The 16,009-nt window shown below is 61.8% G+C and carries 17 protein-coding genes; 15 read left to right on the top strand and 2 right to left on the bottom strand.

Annotation, left to right across the window (positions count from 1 at the left end; translation table 11 throughout):
* Nucleotides 1–367: 367 nt before the first annotated feature.
* From HZC36_08390 to HZC36_08460, 15 genes are all read left to right on the top strand, one after another.
* The gene (locus HZC36_08390) at nt 368–1,354 is read left to right on the top strand and encodes a hypothetical protein (GenBank protein ID MBI5706992.1); all 987 of its coding nucleotides are present in this window, start codon (nt 368–370) and stop codon (nt 1,352–1,354) included.
* On the top strand, nt 1,351–2,268 hold the full coding sequence (locus HZC36_08395) for a hypothetical protein (GenBank protein MBI5706993.1): 918 nt from the start codon (nt 1,351–1,353) through the stop codon (nt 2,266–2,268). Before HZC36_08390 ends, HZC36_08395 begins: the two co-directional genes overlap by 4 nt.
* Complete coding sequence (locus HZC36_08400) at nt 2,265–3,176, top strand: hypothetical protein (protein MBI5706994.1); 912 nt, start codon at nt 2,265–2,267, stop codon at nt 3,174–3,176. The genes HZC36_08395 and HZC36_08400 overlap by 4 nt, the downstream gene beginning before the upstream one ends.
* 207 nt (nt 3,177–3,383) lie before the next feature.
* Entirely contained in the window at nt 3,384–4,079 is a 696-nt protein-coding gene (locus HZC36_08405) for a G5 domain-containing protein (protein MBI5706995.1), read from the top strand.
* Between the two features lie 67 nt (nt 4,080–4,146).
* Entirely contained in the window at nt 4,147–5,163 is a 1,017-nt protein-coding gene (gene trpD / locus HZC36_08410) for an anthranilate phosphoribosyltransferase (protein ID MBI5706996.1), read from the top strand.
* Nucleotides 5,160–5,939: an indole-3-glycerol phosphate synthase TrpC gene (trpC, locus tag HZC36_08415; GenBank protein ID MBI5706997.1), complete on the top strand. Its 780-nt coding sequence runs from the start codon at nt 5,160–5,162 to the stop codon at nt 5,937–5,939. The genes trpD and trpC overlap by 4 nt, the downstream gene beginning before the upstream one ends.
* Complete coding sequence (locus HZC36_08420) at nt 5,933–6,547, top strand: phosphoribosylanthranilate isomerase (GenBank protein ID MBI5706998.1); 615 nt, start codon at nt 5,933–5,935, stop codon at nt 6,545–6,547. Before trpC ends, HZC36_08420 begins: the two co-directional genes overlap by 7 nt.
* Nucleotides 6,548–7,115: 568 nt before the next feature.
* Nucleotides 7,116–8,132 carry a flagellar motor switch protein FliM gene (gene fliM / locus HZC36_08425; GenBank protein MBI5706999.1) on the top strand — a complete coding sequence of 339 codons (1,017 nt, stop codon included), beginning with the start codon at nt 7,116–7,118 and terminating at the stop codon, nt 8,130–8,132.
* 16 nt (nt 8,133–8,148) lie between these two features.
* The gene (gene fliN / locus HZC36_08430) at nt 8,149–9,051 is read left to right on the top strand and encodes a flagellar motor switch protein FliN (GenBank protein ID MBI5707000.1); all 903 of its coding nucleotides are present in this window, start codon (nt 8,149–8,151) and stop codon (nt 9,049–9,051) included.
* Nucleotides 9,051–9,590, top strand: coding sequence for a hypothetical protein (locus tag HZC36_08435; protein ID MBI5707001.1), 540 nt, complete (start codon nt 9,051–9,053; stop codon nt 9,588–9,590). Before fliN ends, HZC36_08435 begins: the two co-directional genes overlap by 1 nt.
* A 14-nt stretch (nt 9,591–9,604) precedes the next feature.
* Nucleotides 9,605–10,375: a flagellar type III secretion system pore protein FliP gene (gene fliP, locus HZC36_08440; GenBank protein ID MBI5707002.1), complete on the top strand. Its 771-nt coding sequence runs from the start codon at nt 9,605–9,607 to the stop codon at nt 10,373–10,375.
* Complete coding sequence (gene fliQ / locus HZC36_08445; GenBank protein MBI5707003.1) at nt 10,375–10,644, top strand: flagellar biosynthesis protein FliQ; 270 nt, start codon at nt 10,375–10,377, stop codon at nt 10,642–10,644. Before fliP ends, fliQ begins: the two co-directional genes overlap by 1 nt.
* Nucleotides 10,641–11,411, top strand: coding sequence for a flagellar biosynthetic protein FliR (gene fliR / locus HZC36_08450; protein ID MBI5707004.1), 771 nt, complete (start codon nt 10,641–10,643; stop codon nt 11,409–11,411). Before fliQ ends, fliR begins: the two co-directional genes overlap by 4 nt.
* A 3-nt stretch (nt 11,412–11,414) precedes the next feature.
* Nucleotides 11,415–12,491: a flagellar biosynthesis protein FlhB gene (gene flhB, locus HZC36_08455; GenBank protein ID MBI5707005.1), complete on the top strand. Its 1,077-nt coding sequence runs from the start codon at nt 11,415–11,417 to the stop codon at nt 12,489–12,491.
* 184 nt (nt 12,492–12,675) lie between these two features.
* Entirely contained in the window at nt 12,676–12,939 is a 264-nt protein-coding gene (locus tag HZC36_08460; protein MBI5707006.1) for a hypothetical protein, read from the top strand.
* 485 nt (nt 12,940–13,424) lie between these two features.
* Here HZC36_08460 and guaA read toward each other — a convergent pair whose 3' ends face one another.
* Together guaA and HZC36_08470 are read right to left on the bottom strand one after the other, a co-directional pair.
* Nucleotides 13,425–14,996, bottom strand: coding sequence for a glutamine-hydrolyzing GMP synthase (gene guaA, locus HZC36_08465; GenBank protein ID MBI5707007.1), 1,572 nt, complete (start codon nt 14,994–14,996; stop codon nt 13,425–13,427).
* 215 nt (nt 14,997–15,211) lie between these two features.
* The gene (locus tag HZC36_08470; protein ID MBI5707008.1) at nt 15,212–15,997 is read right to left on the bottom strand and encodes a hypothetical protein; all 786 of its coding nucleotides are present in this window, start codon (nt 15,995–15,997) and stop codon (nt 15,212–15,214) included.
* Between the last annotated feature and the right edge of the window lie 12 nt (nt 15,998–16,009).

Consider the following 16,009-nt stretch of genomic DNA (forward strand, 5'->3'; position numbering starts at 1 on the left):
AAGGGTACCGGCTTTGTAGGTCTGCCGGCGGGCTGGAGAGCCCATCCTTTGGTTTCGCGTAGTGAAACTCCTTCCGAGTCCCGATCCATCGGGAAGGGAGGCTTTGGGGTGGGAGACCCCGGAAGGAACCGTAGCCGCAGGTTCCGTGCCTGCACAGATTGGGCAGTAGCAGAGCCCTCTACCGGACCTCTCGCAAAGCCGCGATGACGCCAAGGAACGCAAAGACCCCCTCACCCGGTTCACTTCGTTCACCAACCTCCCCCTCCAGGGGGGAGGTGGTTCATCACCATCCGCGAGCCGCGAACCCCAGACCCCAGACCCCAAGCCCCAAACCCTGCCCTCCGCCCCTCCATGCCAGAATCGAGCCATGAACTCAAAACAGCGCGTTCAAATGGTTTTGGCGAAGCAAAAGCCAGATCGCCCACCGGTCTCCTTTTGGCATCACTTTGGCCCAGAAGAGCTGAGGGGCCTGCCGGCCATCGAAGCGCACCTCTACCATTACGACCGATTCCAGGTGGACTTTCTCAAAGTGATGAACGACACGGGCTTCCCCAGGCCAAGCGAGACGTGGGTGCTTGAGAAGGCCTCGCAGCTTGCGGAGATAAGAGAGTTCACCGGGGCCGAACTGGAGTTCGAACTGGAGTACGACATTATTCGGGGCATCCGTGAGCGGGTAGGGCCCGATCTGCCGATGATCGTCACGGTTTTCAACTCGTGGTCGATTTTGCGACGCATCACCGCCCCGGAGACCGACGTTCACGGCCCGCCCAAGCTCGTGTCGGAAGACGACAAGGACCTCGCTGTTTCTAGGGTTCTGGAGGAGGACATTGGGGCCGTTCAAGAGGCGCTGGCAAAGATCGGGCGTGGGCAGGCCAAGTTTGCCAAGCGTGCGTTGGAGGCTGGCGCCGATGGCGTGTTCTTGTCTGTACGGGATGATTGGGTGGATTCCGCAGCCAACGGCGAGGGAGTCTACGACCGGATCGTCGCCGAGACCGACCATGAAATCCTACAGGCCGCGGCCGCCGGCTGGTTCAACATGGTCCATGTGTGCGGCAAGGCGAAGGATTTCACGCGCTTTGGCGGCTACCCGTGCCACGTGCTGAACTGGGCGGACCGCTATGCCGGCCCAAGCATCGAGGAGGCCAAGGGGATGTCCGATCTACCTCTTTCAGGTGGAGTTGACAACTTGAACACCCTTCCCAAAGGCAAGCCGGAGGACGTCGAGCGCGAGGTGAAGGACGCGATTCAGCAGGCGGGCTCACGAACGATCATGATTACCCCGGGATGCACCTACGCACCCGAACTCGTTCCTGAAGCGAACCTGCTCGCGCTGAAGGCGGCGGCCAAGTATTGAGCTCGAAGGGGTTTGTAGTTGAGCTTCCTGAGACGGAGCTCGACCTTGGGCTTTGTGTCACCAGCGGGCAGGTGTTTCGCTGGGAGCGCCTTGGCGATGCCCGGTACTTGGGAGTGGACGGCGACTTTTGGTACGTGGTCGAGGTTGCCCCGGCGCGAAGAGGCCGGACGAGCTATCGGATCCAGAGCAACGGCTCAGCAAAGGACTTTGGCTCTTTGTTTCGCCTGGAGACCTCGCTGACAGAAATCGAGGCCGAAGTTCTAAGGAGAGGGCCGGAGCTGAAGCCATACGTCGAGCGACTGTCGGGGCTACGGGTCTTGAATCCATCGAGCGCGAGCGAAGTGCTGTTCTCGTTCCTGTGCACGCCTAACAACAACTTGGAGCGGATCACGCGGATGGTGCGCGCGCTGGCCGAGTATGGCGACCCCATTGGCGGGTGGGAGGGGAGGGTTCTCAAGAGGTTCCCGGACGTTGTGCGCATCGCTTCCATCCCAGAAGCTGAATTGCGCCAGAAGGGTTTCGGCTACCGGGGCGCGACGATTCCGAGCGTGGCCAGACAGATCTTGTCGAGAGGAGACGATTGGCTCGTCGAGCTTCAGAATCTGCCCTATGAAGAGGCACACGCCGAGCTCTGTTCGCTCAAGGGCGTTGGCCCCAAACTCGCCGACTGCATCTGCCTTATCGGACTGCGCCACTTGGAGGCGGTGCCGGTGGACACCCACCTGTATCAAGCCGCCTGCCGCGAGTATTTCCCGGAGTGGCGCGGGAAGGCTCTGACGGGAACGCGTTACCGCGAGATCGGCGGCCATTTTAGGGGGCGGTTCGGTTCCCTTGCCGGATGGGCTCATCAGTACCTGTACTATGAGAACCTGCTGCGCCGACGGAGCCGCAGCCCGCATAATGAGCCGAAATGAAGGGGTTCGGGATCTTCCTGCTGGCGATGGTTGCGGCGTTCGGGGCCTATGTGGGGTTTGCCAGATCGGGCCTTTCCTTAGGTCAGCCGCCAGCGTCTGCAGCCCTTCCGGATCGACGTTTCGGCGAGCCCAAAACGGGGATCAAGCTCTCAGACTTGGCGATCGACGAGAGTTCAGGAGTGGCGCGAAGCGCCGCGTTCCCAGGCAAGTACTACACGCACAACGACAGCGGCGATTCCGCGCGGTTCTGGCGGTTTGGGCTCGATGGCAGGTGCGAGGGGCCCTTCGAAGTTGTCGGCGCCCAAGCGGTGGACTGGGAGGATAGCGCTGGAGCGGCGATAGGCAACGCCAAGTATCTCTACTTTGCCGACATAGGCGACAACCAGGAGAGGCGCGCTTCGGTGGTGGTGTGCAGGCTGCCAGAGCCGGGAGCTCAGCCAGGATCGGTTGGCAAGTTTGATAGGTTTGAGCTGACGTACCCCGATGGCCCCCACAACGCGGAGACGTTTCTGGTTCATCCCAAACGGGGTGAGATGCAGATCGTCACCAAAGCGGATTCTGGCGAGTGCCGTGTCTATGGGACCGGGCCGATGCCGGCGCCGGGCAAGATGAGGCTGACCTTTTTGGGTTCGTTCACAATGGCGTCGCCACTTCCTCCGGGCAGGCAGTCGACGGGGGGCGACGTTTCGCCCGACGGCAGGTTTGTGGTTGTCCGATCCTATCTGGAGGCCTACGAGTTTCCCTGCGTGGATCCCCAGAACTGGTTCAAGGCCAAGCCGGTCAAGGTGAAGACGGCGCTCGAACCGCAGGGCGAGGCGATCGGCTATTCACTCGACGGCAAGATGCTCGTGACGACGAGTGAGCACGCTCCGTGTCAGGTCGCAACGATCTCGATTGCTGAGAAGTAGGGGCCGGTGTCCTTGAGGCGTTGGCGTGGTGGCGTGGTGCCTCTCGCCCGGGTCGCTTTGCTCACCGACCGCTCCGCGAGGGGGCGAGGTGGAAAAGTGCCCCACCCCTCAGACCCCGGACCCCATGCCTCCCCCTAAAGATTGCCGGGTGAATCCCCCAAGCTTCAAAAGGCTACGAAATCAAGAAAAAAAAGAGGAGGTGTCCAAATGCGCGCCATAGGCGTAAGAATGGCTGCCATGGGGCTGATGGTCCTGATCGGGATCGGAGGCGCAACGGCACAACATGGGTCTCCCTTGGGAGTTGGCCGCAAGGAACGCGGCGACCAAGGTGAGTTCGTTGGAAAGGGAACGGATGCCCGCACAGAGACAAGGGTCGAGCGAAAGCCGATCCCGTTTGAAACTAGATACGAACTGAGTCGAACAGTGGGGGCGGGCCGCCTCGTGAAGCGCGAGGACGGCCAACCGGGCGCGATCGTGAACACCTACGCCGTCAAGGTGAGGAACGGTGTCGCCGTCTCGAAGGAACTGGTCAAGACGGAGCGCATCGAGCCGAAAGACGCGTTGGTGCTGATCGGCAGGCAGGGCTTCACCCCATCGCGCGGATCGTTCACCCGGGCGAAGGTGCTGGATATGCACGCGTCGGCCTATGATCCGAGCGCGGGCCGTGGCAAAGCCGCTACGGGGCGGACGGCATCGGGCCGAAGAGCGACCTACGGGGTTGTCGCGGTGGATACGCGCGTGATACCGATGGGCACCATCCTCTATATCGAGGGTTATGGGCTTGCCATCGCCGCCGACAGGGGCAGCGCCATCAAAGGCAACAAGATCGACCTCTGCTATCCCACGAGGTCACAGGCCCTTCGTTGGGGCCGCCAGAGCGTGAAAGTCCACGTTTTGAAGTAATCGCCCCAATGCGGGGTTTGATTCCATCCTCTAGAGCCGTAAAGGGCATTCGGATACAATTTGCCGAATGCCCTATAAGGATTGGATGGAAACGCTGGTTCGGCGTGGCGACTTCGAAGCGCCCGAGGCTGAGGCGTTCATCACGTTTTTGGTCTCCGGTGAAGCCACTGACGCCCAGATCGGCGGAGCGCTGTCGGCGCTCGCATCCAAGGGTGCAACCTACACCGAGCTTGCCGCGTTTGCCCGTGTTCTTCGTGCGAAAGCGCTGCAGGTTGGATCGACGGTTCCCAATCTCGTGGACACCTGCGGAACGGGTGGCGGGGCGACATCTTTCAACATCTCGACGGCAGCAGCCTTCGTGGCTGCGGCCGCGGGCGCTCACGTCGCCAAGCACGGAAACCGGGCGGTGACCAGCGTTTGTGGCAGCGCGGACGTTCTGGAAGCCCTCGGAGCGCGTATCGACGGCGACTCGGAGCAGGCGCTGCACCTGATCGAGACCGTCGGCATCGCCTTCCTCTTCGCTCAGGCCTATCATCCCGCGATGAGGGCCGTCGGAAAGGTCCGGCGCGAGCTTGGGTTTCGCACGGTCTTCAACCAGCTTGGCCCTCTGCTCAACCCGGCGGGCGCCAAGCGGCAACTTATCGGTGTGTTCGATCCGTCGCTGCTGCTACCGATGGGCCAAGCGCTGCTGGAGATCGGCGCTGAGAGGGCGCTGGTGGTGCATGGGTCCGACGGTCTGGATGAGATAAGCCCTTGCGAGGAAACCTGGGCGGTGCGCGTTTGGGAGGGAGAGGTGGCCGAGATCACGCTGAAGCCCAGTGATTTCGGGCTCGACCCAATCAACCGCGACGCGCTTGCACCCGGCGAGTCGGCCGCCGACAATGCGGCCATCTTGAGAGAGGCGATTTCGGACTCGAATTCACCGAGGGCGAGAGCCATCTTGCCGAGCGCCGGCGCAGTGCTCTGGCTGGCGGGGGTTGCAGAGACGGTCGGCGAAGGCTTTAACCTTGGCTTTGACGCGATCGAATCTGGCGCTGCCGGCCAAAAGCTGGACGCATTCATCGAGGCGAGCCAAGCGGCATGAACCACCTTGAGCACATCTTGGAGGCCAAGCGGCTGGAGGTTCAGTCGGCCAAAGCTGAAGTGTCTTTCGCTGCGGTTGAGCGTGCCGCGCTCGCCGTCGATGCTCCTCGCGGGTTCCTTCGATCGCTTCGGGCTGCGGCCGACATTGGCTTGATCGCCGAGGTGAAGGCGGCGAGTCCGTCGCAGGGGTCCATCCGAGCGGACCTGGACCCTGTTCGTGTGGCGCAAGCTTATGAGCGGGCGGGGGCGCAATGCCTGAGCGTGCTCACGGACCGGGAGTTCTTCAAGGGCTCGGTGGAGAATCTGGTTTTGGCGCGTGCGGCGACCCGGCTGCCCGTGCTTCGAAAGGACTTCATGCTCGAGCGCTATCAGGTCTATGAGTCGCGGGCGATGGGCGCGGACGCGATCCTTCTTATTCTCGCTGCCTTGCCCGACGCGGAACTGGCCGCTTTGAACCAACTTGCGCGGGAATTGGGCATGGACGTGCTGGCTGAGGTCCACGACGCCGCCGAGCTTCGCCGAGCCCTGAACCTGGGATTCGATCTGATCGGTGTGAACAACCGGAACCTGTCGACTTTCGAGGTCGATCTAGCCGTCTCGGAGACGCTGATCCCGGGGATCGGGAATGCCGCGCTTGCTGTGAGCGAGAGCGCACTGAAGACCAGGGAGGACATCGACCGGGTAAAGGCTGCCGGCGCGGGAGCGGTCCTGATCGGGACGACGTTTTGCTCGGCGCCGGATATCGAGGCCATGGTGCGCGAGGTCATGGCTTGGTAAAGGTCAAGATTTGTGGGCTGACCCGGCAAGAAGACGCCGAACTGGCGGTGGAGCTTGGCGCGTTCGCGGCTGGGTTTGTGTTCGAGCCGACGAGCCGGCGGTATGTGGGGTCTCAACATTGGAGCCCGGCGTGGCTTAAGGGACTCGCCGCCGAGGTTGTTGCGGTGCATGGCACTGCCCCAGCACCGTTGCCCAAACTCCCGTTCTCGGCGGTGCAATCCATCGAATGGCCGCACGGTGTGGCTTGTACCGGCGCTCAGATGCGGATCAAGGTCGTGCGTCCCCGGGCAGGTCGTGATCTAGCCGCTGCTGTTGCCCAGGCCGAAGGCTTCGACTGGGTCTTGCTCGACGCCTATGATCCCGAGCAGTTTGGCGGCACCGGAAAGTCCGTTGACTTGGAGCTAGCTCGCGACGTGGTGGCAGGTCTGCGTGGGGCCCATCCGTGCTGCCAGATTGGGCTCGCCGGCGGACTAACGCCGGGGAACGTAGCGCGGGCGGCACAATCCGTTCAGCCGGACTATGTGGATGTAGCGAGCGGTGTGGAGTCGTCGCCCGGAGTCAAGGACGCTGAGAAGATGAGGGCGTTTTTTGGGGCGCTTGGACGCTAGGACATCATTGCCACAGGGCGAAGGGCGAAGGGCGAAGGGCGAAGGGCGAAGGGCGAAGGGAGCCGAACCTGTGGGATCCGCGAGTTGGTGATCTCAAATCGCAGCTCTCAAATCTCAAATTCCAGATTTCAGATCTCAAGTTGCGTGTAGTGCTCGCCGAGCGTCGCTCATGGGGAGCCGAGCATCGCGCATCACCCATCGCGTCAGCAGGGGGCACAAACAAAAAAATGTGGGAAGGCTGAAAGGAGAGCAAAGCACCTTCCCACAAGGCTTCTTCCAAGGCTTGACCTCTAGTCGTTGGGGATAAATCCCATTGCAAGGTCCGAGACTCTTGGCGTGCTGTTATTATAGCAGGGGATTTCCAAACCTGGCAGGAAAAATCAGAAAAACCTGGTAATTCGGGTGTCACACTTTTGCCCACGGCTTCCTGCCTGTGGCCGAGAGCAACCCTGACAATGTCTGTGAGGTTTGGCTTCCCAAAGCCTAAAGATCGCTTGGACGCCGCCAATAACCAAACTGATGACCCCAAGTGCGCTTGAATCGCACGTGCGGGTTGGCGGAAGGTGATTTGAGCGACGTTCTATCCCAGGCTGAAATCGAAGCCCTGCTCCATGACGAAGGCGCCGGTCCGGGCGGCCCGTCCACAGATGCCGGCGCTCCCTTGGGCGCGCGGTCTGCAGTTCCCGTTCGCCGCAGCATCAACTCCGAAAATTCCATCGCCTACGAGCTCTACGACTTCCGAAGGCCGGACAAGCTTAGCAAGGACCAGTTGCGCACGCTCCAAATCCTCCACGAGACTTTTGGAAGGATGGCGGGCTCTTCTCTGTCGGCGTACCTGCGGTCCCCCGTAACGATCGATCTGATCTGCTTTGAGCAAGTGCCCTATGAGGAGTACTTGCGCAGCATCAACGAATCGGTCTTCACCATCCTGACGCTCCAACCCCTCAGCGGACAGGCTGTGCTGGAGCTTGAGTTCGAACTCGCGTTCTCGGTGATCGACCGTATGTTGGGCGGCCCGGGCCGCGCGCTCAAGCGAACCTCGCTGACGGACATCGAGCGTCCGCTGGTGCGGCAGTGCATCGAGCGGCTGTTCAGCGCGCTGAAGTCGGCATGGGAGGGCGTCGTGATCGTAAACCCGATCATCGAGGGCCTGGAGACCAGCGCCCAATTCGTGCAGATCGCACCGCCCGACGACATCGTGGTCACGATCCTCTTTGAGGTCAAGGTGGGCGAGCAGCGCGGGGCGATGAGTCTTTGCATTCCCTACCTTGTACTCAAGCCCATCGCGAGCAAACTGAGCGCCCAGAAGTGGTTCGCCAGCGGCACGCGAAAGCAGAACGTCCAGACCAAACGCCAGATCGCCACGCAGATTCAGCAAAGCCAGGTGGAGTGCGCAGTCAAGCTGGGCTCGACGCGGATCAGCGTCGAGGACTTCATGGGGCTCGTGCCCGGGAACATCGTCAAGCTCGACCAGCCCACCTCCCAAGACCTTCTGTTCACCGTCGCCGACCTTCCGAAGCTCCATGGCAAGCCCGCGCTGAACGGATCAAAGCTCGTTTTCACCGTCACCAGCACCGCCGAATAGAGAGGCCAAGAACCCTATGCTCCTAACCACTCAAGAGATCATCGTCAGACTTTCCGAATGTCAGGACCGGATTTGGGAAACCACCACCACGACCGTCACCGAGTCGGGGACCGAGCTCAGCTTCTCGAGTCCGCTCACGGTCTCGTCGAAGCTGACAGATCTGGCGGCCGAGTTCCCGGGACGCGTGGCGACCATCCAGTTTGCCTTTGCGGAAGACCCAGAAGCCTATCAGATGGTCTTGCTGCCGGTGGACCTAGTGGCGGACATGGTCGCCCTGGCGACGGGGAACCCGGTGGCCGAGGTCGACGAGTCGTCTCTGGCCTCCATCCGCACCGCGCTCGAAGCCATCGTTCAGGGCATCTGCCTGGCGGTTGGAACGATGAAAAGCGCTCCGGTGGTGGCGAGCGGACTGGCGATTCGCCTTCAAGAGCTGTCCTGGCCTCCCAACATGGAAGTTCTGAGCGAGCTCATCCGCATGCAGGTGGCCGTTTCCGGGACTGGAGTCGCCGGTTCGCTAACTTGGATGCTCGACCCGCAAACGGCGGCGAGCGTGATCGGCGCCAATGCGGAAGCCACAGCAGAGCCAGATTCGCCCTTCTTGCAGATGGCTGCGGGCGGTATGCCGCCGGGAGCCGGACCGGCTGGCGCCTCAAACTCTCTCGACATCTTGCTGGACATCCCGCTGGAGATCAGCGTAGAGCTTGGCCGGATGAAGATGCTCGTGCGCGACGTGATCGAGCTGGGGACCGGGTCGATCGTGGAGATCGACAAGGCCGCCGGCGAGCCCGTGGACGTGATGGTCAACGGCAGGCTATTTGCCAAGGGCGAAGTCGTCGTCATCGAGGACAACTTCGGGGTCCGCATCACCGAGGTCGTGTCACCGAACGAGCGGCTGATGCGCCTGGCCGAGGTGGCCTAGTGAGATTTGGATTGGCAGGGGCATGGACCGGGCTGGCCGCATTGGCGCAGGCGGGCGAGGGGTATCTGGGTACCAAAGCCGACCCCGTCACGATGGGTCGCTCGGGAGGGCCGGGAATGGGGGTCCTGCCTTTGCTGCAGATGGCCGTCGCCGTCTCCGTAGTCTTCCTTTTGCTCAAGTTCGTCGTTCCCAAAGCCGTCACGAGGTTTGGCAAGGGGCTGAAGACCCCTGTGAGCGGCGGAATCAGGATTGAGGAGGCCGCACAGTTCGCCGGTGGAACGCTAAACGTCGTCTCCGTGCGGGGCCGAACGCTCCTGCTTAGCGTAGGGACCCAAGGCGTGAGCTGCCTGGCGGACCTCAGCGAGCCAAACCGTGCCACCGAGCCGCCCACCTTTCAGGAAATGGTCGAATTGGCCTCGACGCATAAGTCCGCTTCGCCGGCACCACAGGCTGTCATCGAGACCTCCGGCGCCGAGTCCGAACTCGATCCCGATGAGATTCAGGCCGCCCTCAACCGAGCGCGGCTCCTGGCGATGTAGCGACAACGAGATTCATGAGATTGAGCCGACCCGCCATCGCAAAGGCCACCCTGGTAATCCTGCTGGGGCTTCTGGGCTGCCTGGCGCTGGCTCAGTCGAGCCTGCCGCTGCCGAAGATCACCCTTGGGGCGGAGGGCGCGAACAAGCCGGAAGAGGTGAGCTCGGCGCTGCAGATCATGGCGCTGCTGACGGTGCTGAGCCTTGCGCCGGCGCTGCTCATCCTCACGACCGCCTTCACGCGCATCGTGATCGTGCTGAGCTTCGTCCGCAACGCCCTCGGCACGCCGAATATCCCGCCCAACCAAGTGCTGGTGGGGCTCAGCCTGTTCCTGACGTTCTTCGTGATGGGCCCCACCTATCAAGAGGTCAACGACAAGGCGCTCAAACCCTACTTCAGCAAGAACGCCGCCCAGAAGATCAGCCTGGACCAGGCGATCGAGCGGGCTCAGGGCCCCATCCGCAAGTTCATGCTGAAGAACACCTACAGCAGCGACTTAAGGCTGTTTCTGGACGTGCGCAAGGAAAGGGCCACGCGCGAAAACGTCTCGATGAGCGCCCTGATTCCCGCGTTTGTGATCAGTGAGCTCAAGACCGCCTTCATCATGGGCTTCTATATCTTCGTGCCATTCCTGATCATCGACCTGATCGTCGCCAGCGGTCTGATGAGCATGGGCATGATGATGCTGCCACCCACGGTTCTATCCCTGCCCGCGAAGATATTGGTGTTCGTCCTGGCGGACGGCTGGACAACCTTGGTGTCCACGATCCTGCAGGGGTATCGCTGATGGATACGCGCGCCGCCATCGATATCTCGCAGCAGGGGTTCCAAGTGGCGCTCATGGTGTCGCTGCCGCTGCTGGCGGTGACCCTATTCGTGGGATTGGCCATCAGCGTGTTCCAGGCGGTTACCCAGGTTCACGAAATGACGCTGACCTTCGTTCCCAAGATGATCGCTGCCGGCGTGCTGCTTGCGATGACCGGAAACTGGATGCTGCAGCAGCTTGTCAGCTACACCTTGCTCTGCTTCGATCACGCTGCCAGGGTCGTGCAATGAGGCTCGACTCGGCGTTTCTCTGGGCGTTCTTCTCGGTGTTCGTGCGCGCGTCGGCGATGATGCTCTCTTCGCCGTTCTTCTCTGCGCGCAGCATCCCCACTTCGATCCGCGTGATGGCGACCCTTTCCATCGCCATGGCGCTCACCTTTGCGCTCAAGCCCTCGATCGGCGAATTGCCCGGGGACATGCATGGGTTTGTCTTCGGTCTACTGGGCGAAGCTGTGGCGGGTTTGCTCATCGGCGCCCTGACGACTCTGGCTTTCAGTGCCTTTGAAGTGGCGGGATCGATGATCGACCTGCAGATGGGCCTGGGGGCGAGCCAGATTCTGAACCCGGTCAACGGCGTCCCGGCGACACTGATGTCCCAGTACAAGTCGGCGCTGTCCTTGGTCGTTTTCGTTTTGATCGACGGCCACCACATGCTCGTGGACGCGTTCATTTCGAGCTACCGGCTGATGCCCTCGATCGGGTCGCGCAACGCCTTGGCGCTGCAAGTGGCCATTCCGGAGCTCTTTGCGCAGACGGGCTTCTTGGCGCTTCAGATCGCGGCGCCCGTGGTGGCCGTCAGCGTCGTGGTCGATGCGGCGCTCGGACTGGTGAATAAGGCCGTTCCCCAGATGCCGGTGATGCTGGTGGGCATGCCTGCCAAGGTTGGACTCGGGCTGGTGACGCTCAGCGTAGGGTTGCCCGCGTTGGTTGCCGGAGTGGGCCACGGCACCGAACTCGCGGCGCGCTCGCTCACCCAAGTCTTTCAGGGGGGAGGCTAGGCGTTGGCGCAAGATTCCGGCCAAGAAAGGACCGAACAAGCGACGCCAAGACGGCGTCAAGAAGCTCGAAGGAAGGGCACAGTCACCCGGTCCGCCGACCTGAGCAGCGCCGTGGCAATCGGCGCGATTTTGGTCGCGCTGCCTGCGGCCGTTACGACGCTTGGCGGGGTGTTCGTGCTCGGCATGAACCAGAGCCTCGCCGGTTTGCCGACTTCAATGGACCTCACCACCCTCAGTGAGCACGTGTGGAGGATGCTCTTTCCGGCGCTGAGCGGGATCGCTCCGTTGATCTTGGCTGCGATGGCCGCCGGCATCGCAGCCAACTTCGCGCAGGTCGGATTTGTGCTTAGCGCGGAGCCGCTTACCCCGTCGCTCAACAAGATCAACCCGCTCAACGGCTTCAAACGGCTGTTCTCCAAGACCGCCGCCATGGAGGGTCTGAAGGCCGCGGTCAAGAGCCTTCTCTTCGGCTGGATTGCCTATTCACTGCTCCTTGAGCACTGGTCTGAACTCGGGATGCTCTCCTCGCTCAGTCCGACGGCGGCGATGATCACGGTGGGCCAGTTGCTGAAGACGGTGTTCCTAAGAATCGCCATCGCCTGGGTGGTGCTTGCGGCGTTGGACTATCTGTTCCAGCGGCGGCAGGTCGAAAAGCAGCTCATGATGACCAAGGACGAGCTGAAGCAGGAGATGAAGGAGATGGAGCAGTCTCCCGAACTGAGAGGCGCCATGGCCCGCAAGCGGCAGAAGCTGGTGAAGGGCAGGATGCGCTCTGCGATGAAGATGGCGGACGCCGTCATCACAAACCCGACCCACTTCGCCGTGGCGATCCAATATGACCCCAAGAAGATGCACGCGCCGATGGTGGTGGCCAAGGGCATGGACTACATGGCTCAGCGGATCCGTGAACTTGCGGCGGAAAACAAAGTGCCCCTGATCCCCAACCCGCCGCTCGCCAGGCAGCTCTATAAGAAGTGTGAGGTCGGCGACTACGTGCCCCGCGAGCTGTTCCAGGCGGTGGCCGAGGTGCTGGCGTACGTGTACACGACGTTGAAGAAAGTGCGCACGCCCGGGGCTTAGGTGATCGTAAGAGTGCCCTGAGCGTCGTCGTGCCCCATAGCCTAATCGTCCACCAGGCCGGGCCTTCGGCCCTGGTCCGCAGCCCAATGCCAGATGCCCTCCATCTCTGCTGTTCGAGATCCCTCGCCCTTCGCCAATGCCTTAATGCCTAAATGTCCTCACGCCTCGCCATCTATAGGGAAATATGGCAAAGGCTAAGACGACGTTGCTGATCGAGGAGGACCTCATCTATAGGGCGAAGAAGATCGCTCTCGAGAGGCGCATGACGCTCACGATGGTGGTTGAAGAGGCGCTGAAGTCGTCACTGCATGCTGCAAAACAGCCCCCCAAACGCAAGAAGATCAAGCTGCCGACGTACGATTTGGGCGGGCTCCTGCCGGGTGTCGATCTCGAGAACCGAGAACAGATTGAAGAGCTGATGGGCAATAGCGGCTATGCTCCTTTTTGACGTCAACATCTTTGTCTATGCACTTTCGATACGGGACAGCAAGCATGTTCGGGCGCTAGAGCGGGTCGAGAACGAGTTGTCTGGGACTGAGGAAATTGGTTGGCATCCGCTGACCGGTTCGGCAGCGTAGGGCATCAGGACAAACCCAAAGCTCTACGAACGGCCCTGCACCTTTGACCAGTGCTTTCTGCTCTTCGACGCGATAATTGCGTCACCATATGTGAAAAGCCTCTACGAGGACAAGGAGTTTTGGCAGGCCTTTGGGGCCATCGTTAAAAAATACAGGGTGGCGGGTCCCGCGATTACCGATGCCTTTATCGCAGCCCTCGCGATTTCGCACGACGCCACGCTCGTCTCGTCGGACCGGGGCTTTAGCCGCATGAAAGAGCTCCGTTGGCGAGAGTTCTGGCCGCTAAGCCTACTCTCACCACTCGTCAGGCCCCTAAAGCGCCCCCCGATCGCTATTCGACAAAGGGAAGGGGCAATTACTCCCACTCGATCGTTGCCGGGGGCTTGCTGGTCAGGTCGTAGAGAACTCTGTTCACGCCCTTCACTTCGTTCACGATCCGCGTGGCGATATGCTCAAGCGCGTCGAACGGGATGTTGACCGCCCGCGCCGTCATCGCGTCCTCGCTCTGCACGGCCCTCAACACGATCGGGTGCTCGTAGGTTCTCTCGTCGCCCATCACGCCCACGCTCCGCACGTCGAGGAGCGCCGCATAGGACTGCCAAATCCCTTTGTGAAGCCCGCGCTCGCGGAGCACCGACCGAAAGATCCAGTCGGCCTCCTGGACGATCCTCACGCGTTCCGGGGTGACCTCTCCCAGAATGCGCACGCCGAGGCCCGGGCCGGGGAACGGCTCGCGATCCACCATCTCCTCTGGCAGGCCGAGCGCCCGGCCGACCGCGCGGACCTCATCCTTGAAGAGCCACCTCAGCGGTTCGATCAGCTTGAGGCGCATCCAGACAGGCAAACCGCCCACGTTGTGGTGGGTCTTGATTTTGGCGGCGGTCGGCGATCCGCTCTCGATGACGTCCGGATAGAGCGTGCCCTGGGCCAGGAAGTCGCAGCCCTTGAGCTCGTTCGCGTGGTCCTCGAACACCCGGACGAACTGCTCGCCGATGGTCTTGCGCTTGGCCTCGGGGTCGGTAATGCCGCTGAGCGCGCCGAAGAACCGGTCCTTTTCGTCGAACGCTTTGAGGTTCGGATGGAAGTGGTTGGTAAACGCTTCGACCACCTGGGCCGCCTCGTTCTTGCGGAGAAGGCCGTGGTCCACGAACACGCAGACCGCGCGATCGCCGATGGCTTTGGTCAGGAGCGCTGCCATGACCGAGCTGTCCACACCGCCGCTAACGGCGCATAGGACCTTGCCGTCGTTCCCCACCTCGGCGCGAATCTTCTCAACCTCTTCCTCGATGAAGTTGGCGCTGGTCCAGTCGCCTCTCAAACCGGCCCTATCGAAAAGGAACCCGCGCAGAATGGCCATTCCGCTGGGCGTGTGGCTGACTTCGGGGTGGAACTGAACGCCGAAAATGCGCTCGTCGGGGTTCTCGAAAGAGGCCACGGGACAGGTCGAGGTGCTGGCGGTCACGGTAAAGCCGGGAGGAGGCGCCATGACTTGGTCGCCATGGCTCATCCAGACGCTATGGGTGGTGCGGGCGGTGCTCAGGTTGTCAGGTGTTGGTCTGTCAAGGGTGCCGGCCAGGGAGTTGGGATCCAGCACCGTGATCTCTCGGCTCCCGTACTCGCGCTCGCTGGCCTTCTCGACCTTGCCGCCGAGGTTCTTGGCGATGAGCTGCTGGCCGTAGCAGATGCCGAGCACAGGCTGCCCCGGCTTGAGGTGGCTGAAATCGAAATCGGGTGCTCCCTCACCGAGGACCGACATCGGCCCGCCCGAGAGGATGATGGCGTCGGCGCTCCGGACGGTGGCGGCATCCACCTTGGTCCAGGGCACCATCTCACTGTAGATATTGAGTTCGCGCACGCGGCGAACGATCAGTTGGGTGTATTGGCCGCCAAAGTCGATAACGATGACACGCTGGTGCCGCTGGGTCATGCTCCAGTTTGGATGAAAGGGCGGTCCGTTTGCAGAGGGGAGGCTAGCTTCTCCCCCTCCCTTGTCGCGAAGCGATAGGGGGGCTTCCGAGTCCCGACGTGTCGGGAGGGTCAGGGGTGGAGGTTCCGGACGGTGCCGTTGGAGCTTGCCCCCTCACCCAATTCGCTTTCGCTCACCGATCTCTCCCCCTGGGGCGATGTGTCTCTCCGATGGGACTATCCCTTCAAGACCACACGGTGCTTGGTCGCCAGCTTCCGATCCTTTTTTGCGCCGGTTTTCAAGTCCGTCACTTCATCGGCCGCCTTGAGGTCCATTTCGATCTTTGTAGCGATCCCACGGTTGATATCGAAGAACACTGTTCCCTTGCCCGTTAGGCGGGTGCTGACGGAGGACGCAGCGCCTTCTTTGGAGGATGCGGCCTGCTTCGATGCGGTCTCAAACCAGGTCGCGGTCTGATCGACCGTCACCGCCACTTCGGCCACACCCTCTTTCATCCCGCTGACCTGCGCATGATAAGCCATCGGCACACCGTTGTAGGTTCGTGCGAAGGTCCAGGACTTGCCCTCGGCCAGCCCGGCTTCAGGCAGCTCCAACGGTAGAAAGCTAATCTCGGGGAAGCGCTTGATGTCGAGTCCGGGGAGGCGCACCGGAAGCGAACCGGTCGGGGCGTCGGTCTTGAGTACCTTTCCCAGCGGGCTCAGGCTGACGGTGGTTTTGGGAAAATAGGTCTGCACGTTCGCCACGCCAAACGGCATCTCGGCGCCGTTGAAGGTCACCTTGACCGCCGTCAGCTCGCTGGATGCCCGGGCGTTGCCGTCAGCGTCTGGCGTGAGGCCTGAGACCTTGACCCCCAGCGCAAGCTCGGCTTTGGCCTCTTGGCCCCCAAAGATCGGCAGGTAGCCGTCGAGCGAGACCGCCATGTCGTACTGCAGGACGCGGCCCTCGGGGAGCGAGTAGGTCCCGGAGGTGAGAACGAGGGAGGCAAAGAGTAGCGCAATCACGTGTATTCTTTT

The organism is Armatimonadota bacterium (assembly GCA_016223145.1).
Classification (GTDB): domain Bacteria; phylum Armatimonadota; class Fimbriimonadia; order Fimbriimonadales; family Fimbriimonadaceae; genus Nitrosymbiomonas.

Coding starts and splice junctions, on each gene's coding strand:
- HZC36_08390 (MBI5706992.1), top strand. CDS start 368: ATGAACTCAAAACAGCGCGTTCAAATGGTTTTGGCGAAGCAAAAGCCA.
- HZC36_08400 (MBI5706994.1), top strand. CDS start 2,265: ATGAAGGGGTTCGGGATCTTCCTGCTGGCGATGGTTGCGGCGTTCGGG.
- HZC36_08405 (MBI5706995.1), top strand. CDS start 3,384: ATGCGCGCCATAGGCGTAAGAATGGCTGCCATGGGGCTGATGGTCCTG.
- trpD (MBI5706996.1), top strand. CDS start 4,147: ATGCCCTATAAGGATTGGATGGAAACGCTGGTTCGGCGTGGCGACTTC.
- trpC (MBI5706997.1), top strand. CDS start 5,160: ATGAACCACCTTGAGCACATCTTGGAGGCCAAGCGGCTGGAGGTTCAG.
- fliN (MBI5707000.1), top strand. CDS start 8,149: ATGCTCCTAACCACTCAAGAGATCATCGTCAGACTTTCCGAATGTCAG.
- fliP (MBI5707002.1), top strand. CDS start 9,605: ATGAGATTGAGCCGACCCGCCATCGCAAAGGCCACCCTGGTAATCCTG.
- fliQ (MBI5707003.1), top strand. CDS start 10,375: ATGGATACGCGCGCCGCCATCGATATCTCGCAGCAGGGGTTCCAAGTG.
- fliR (MBI5707004.1), top strand. CDS start 10,641: ATGAGGCTCGACTCGGCGTTTCTCTGGGCGTTCTTCTCGGTGTTCGTG.
- HZC36_08460 (MBI5707006.1), top strand. CDS start 12,676: ATGGCAAAGGCTAAGACGACGTTGCTGATCGAGGAGGACCTCATCTAT.
- guaA (MBI5707007.1), bottom strand. CDS start 14,996: ATGACCCAGCGGCACCAGCGTGTCATCGTTATCGACTTTGGCGGCCAA.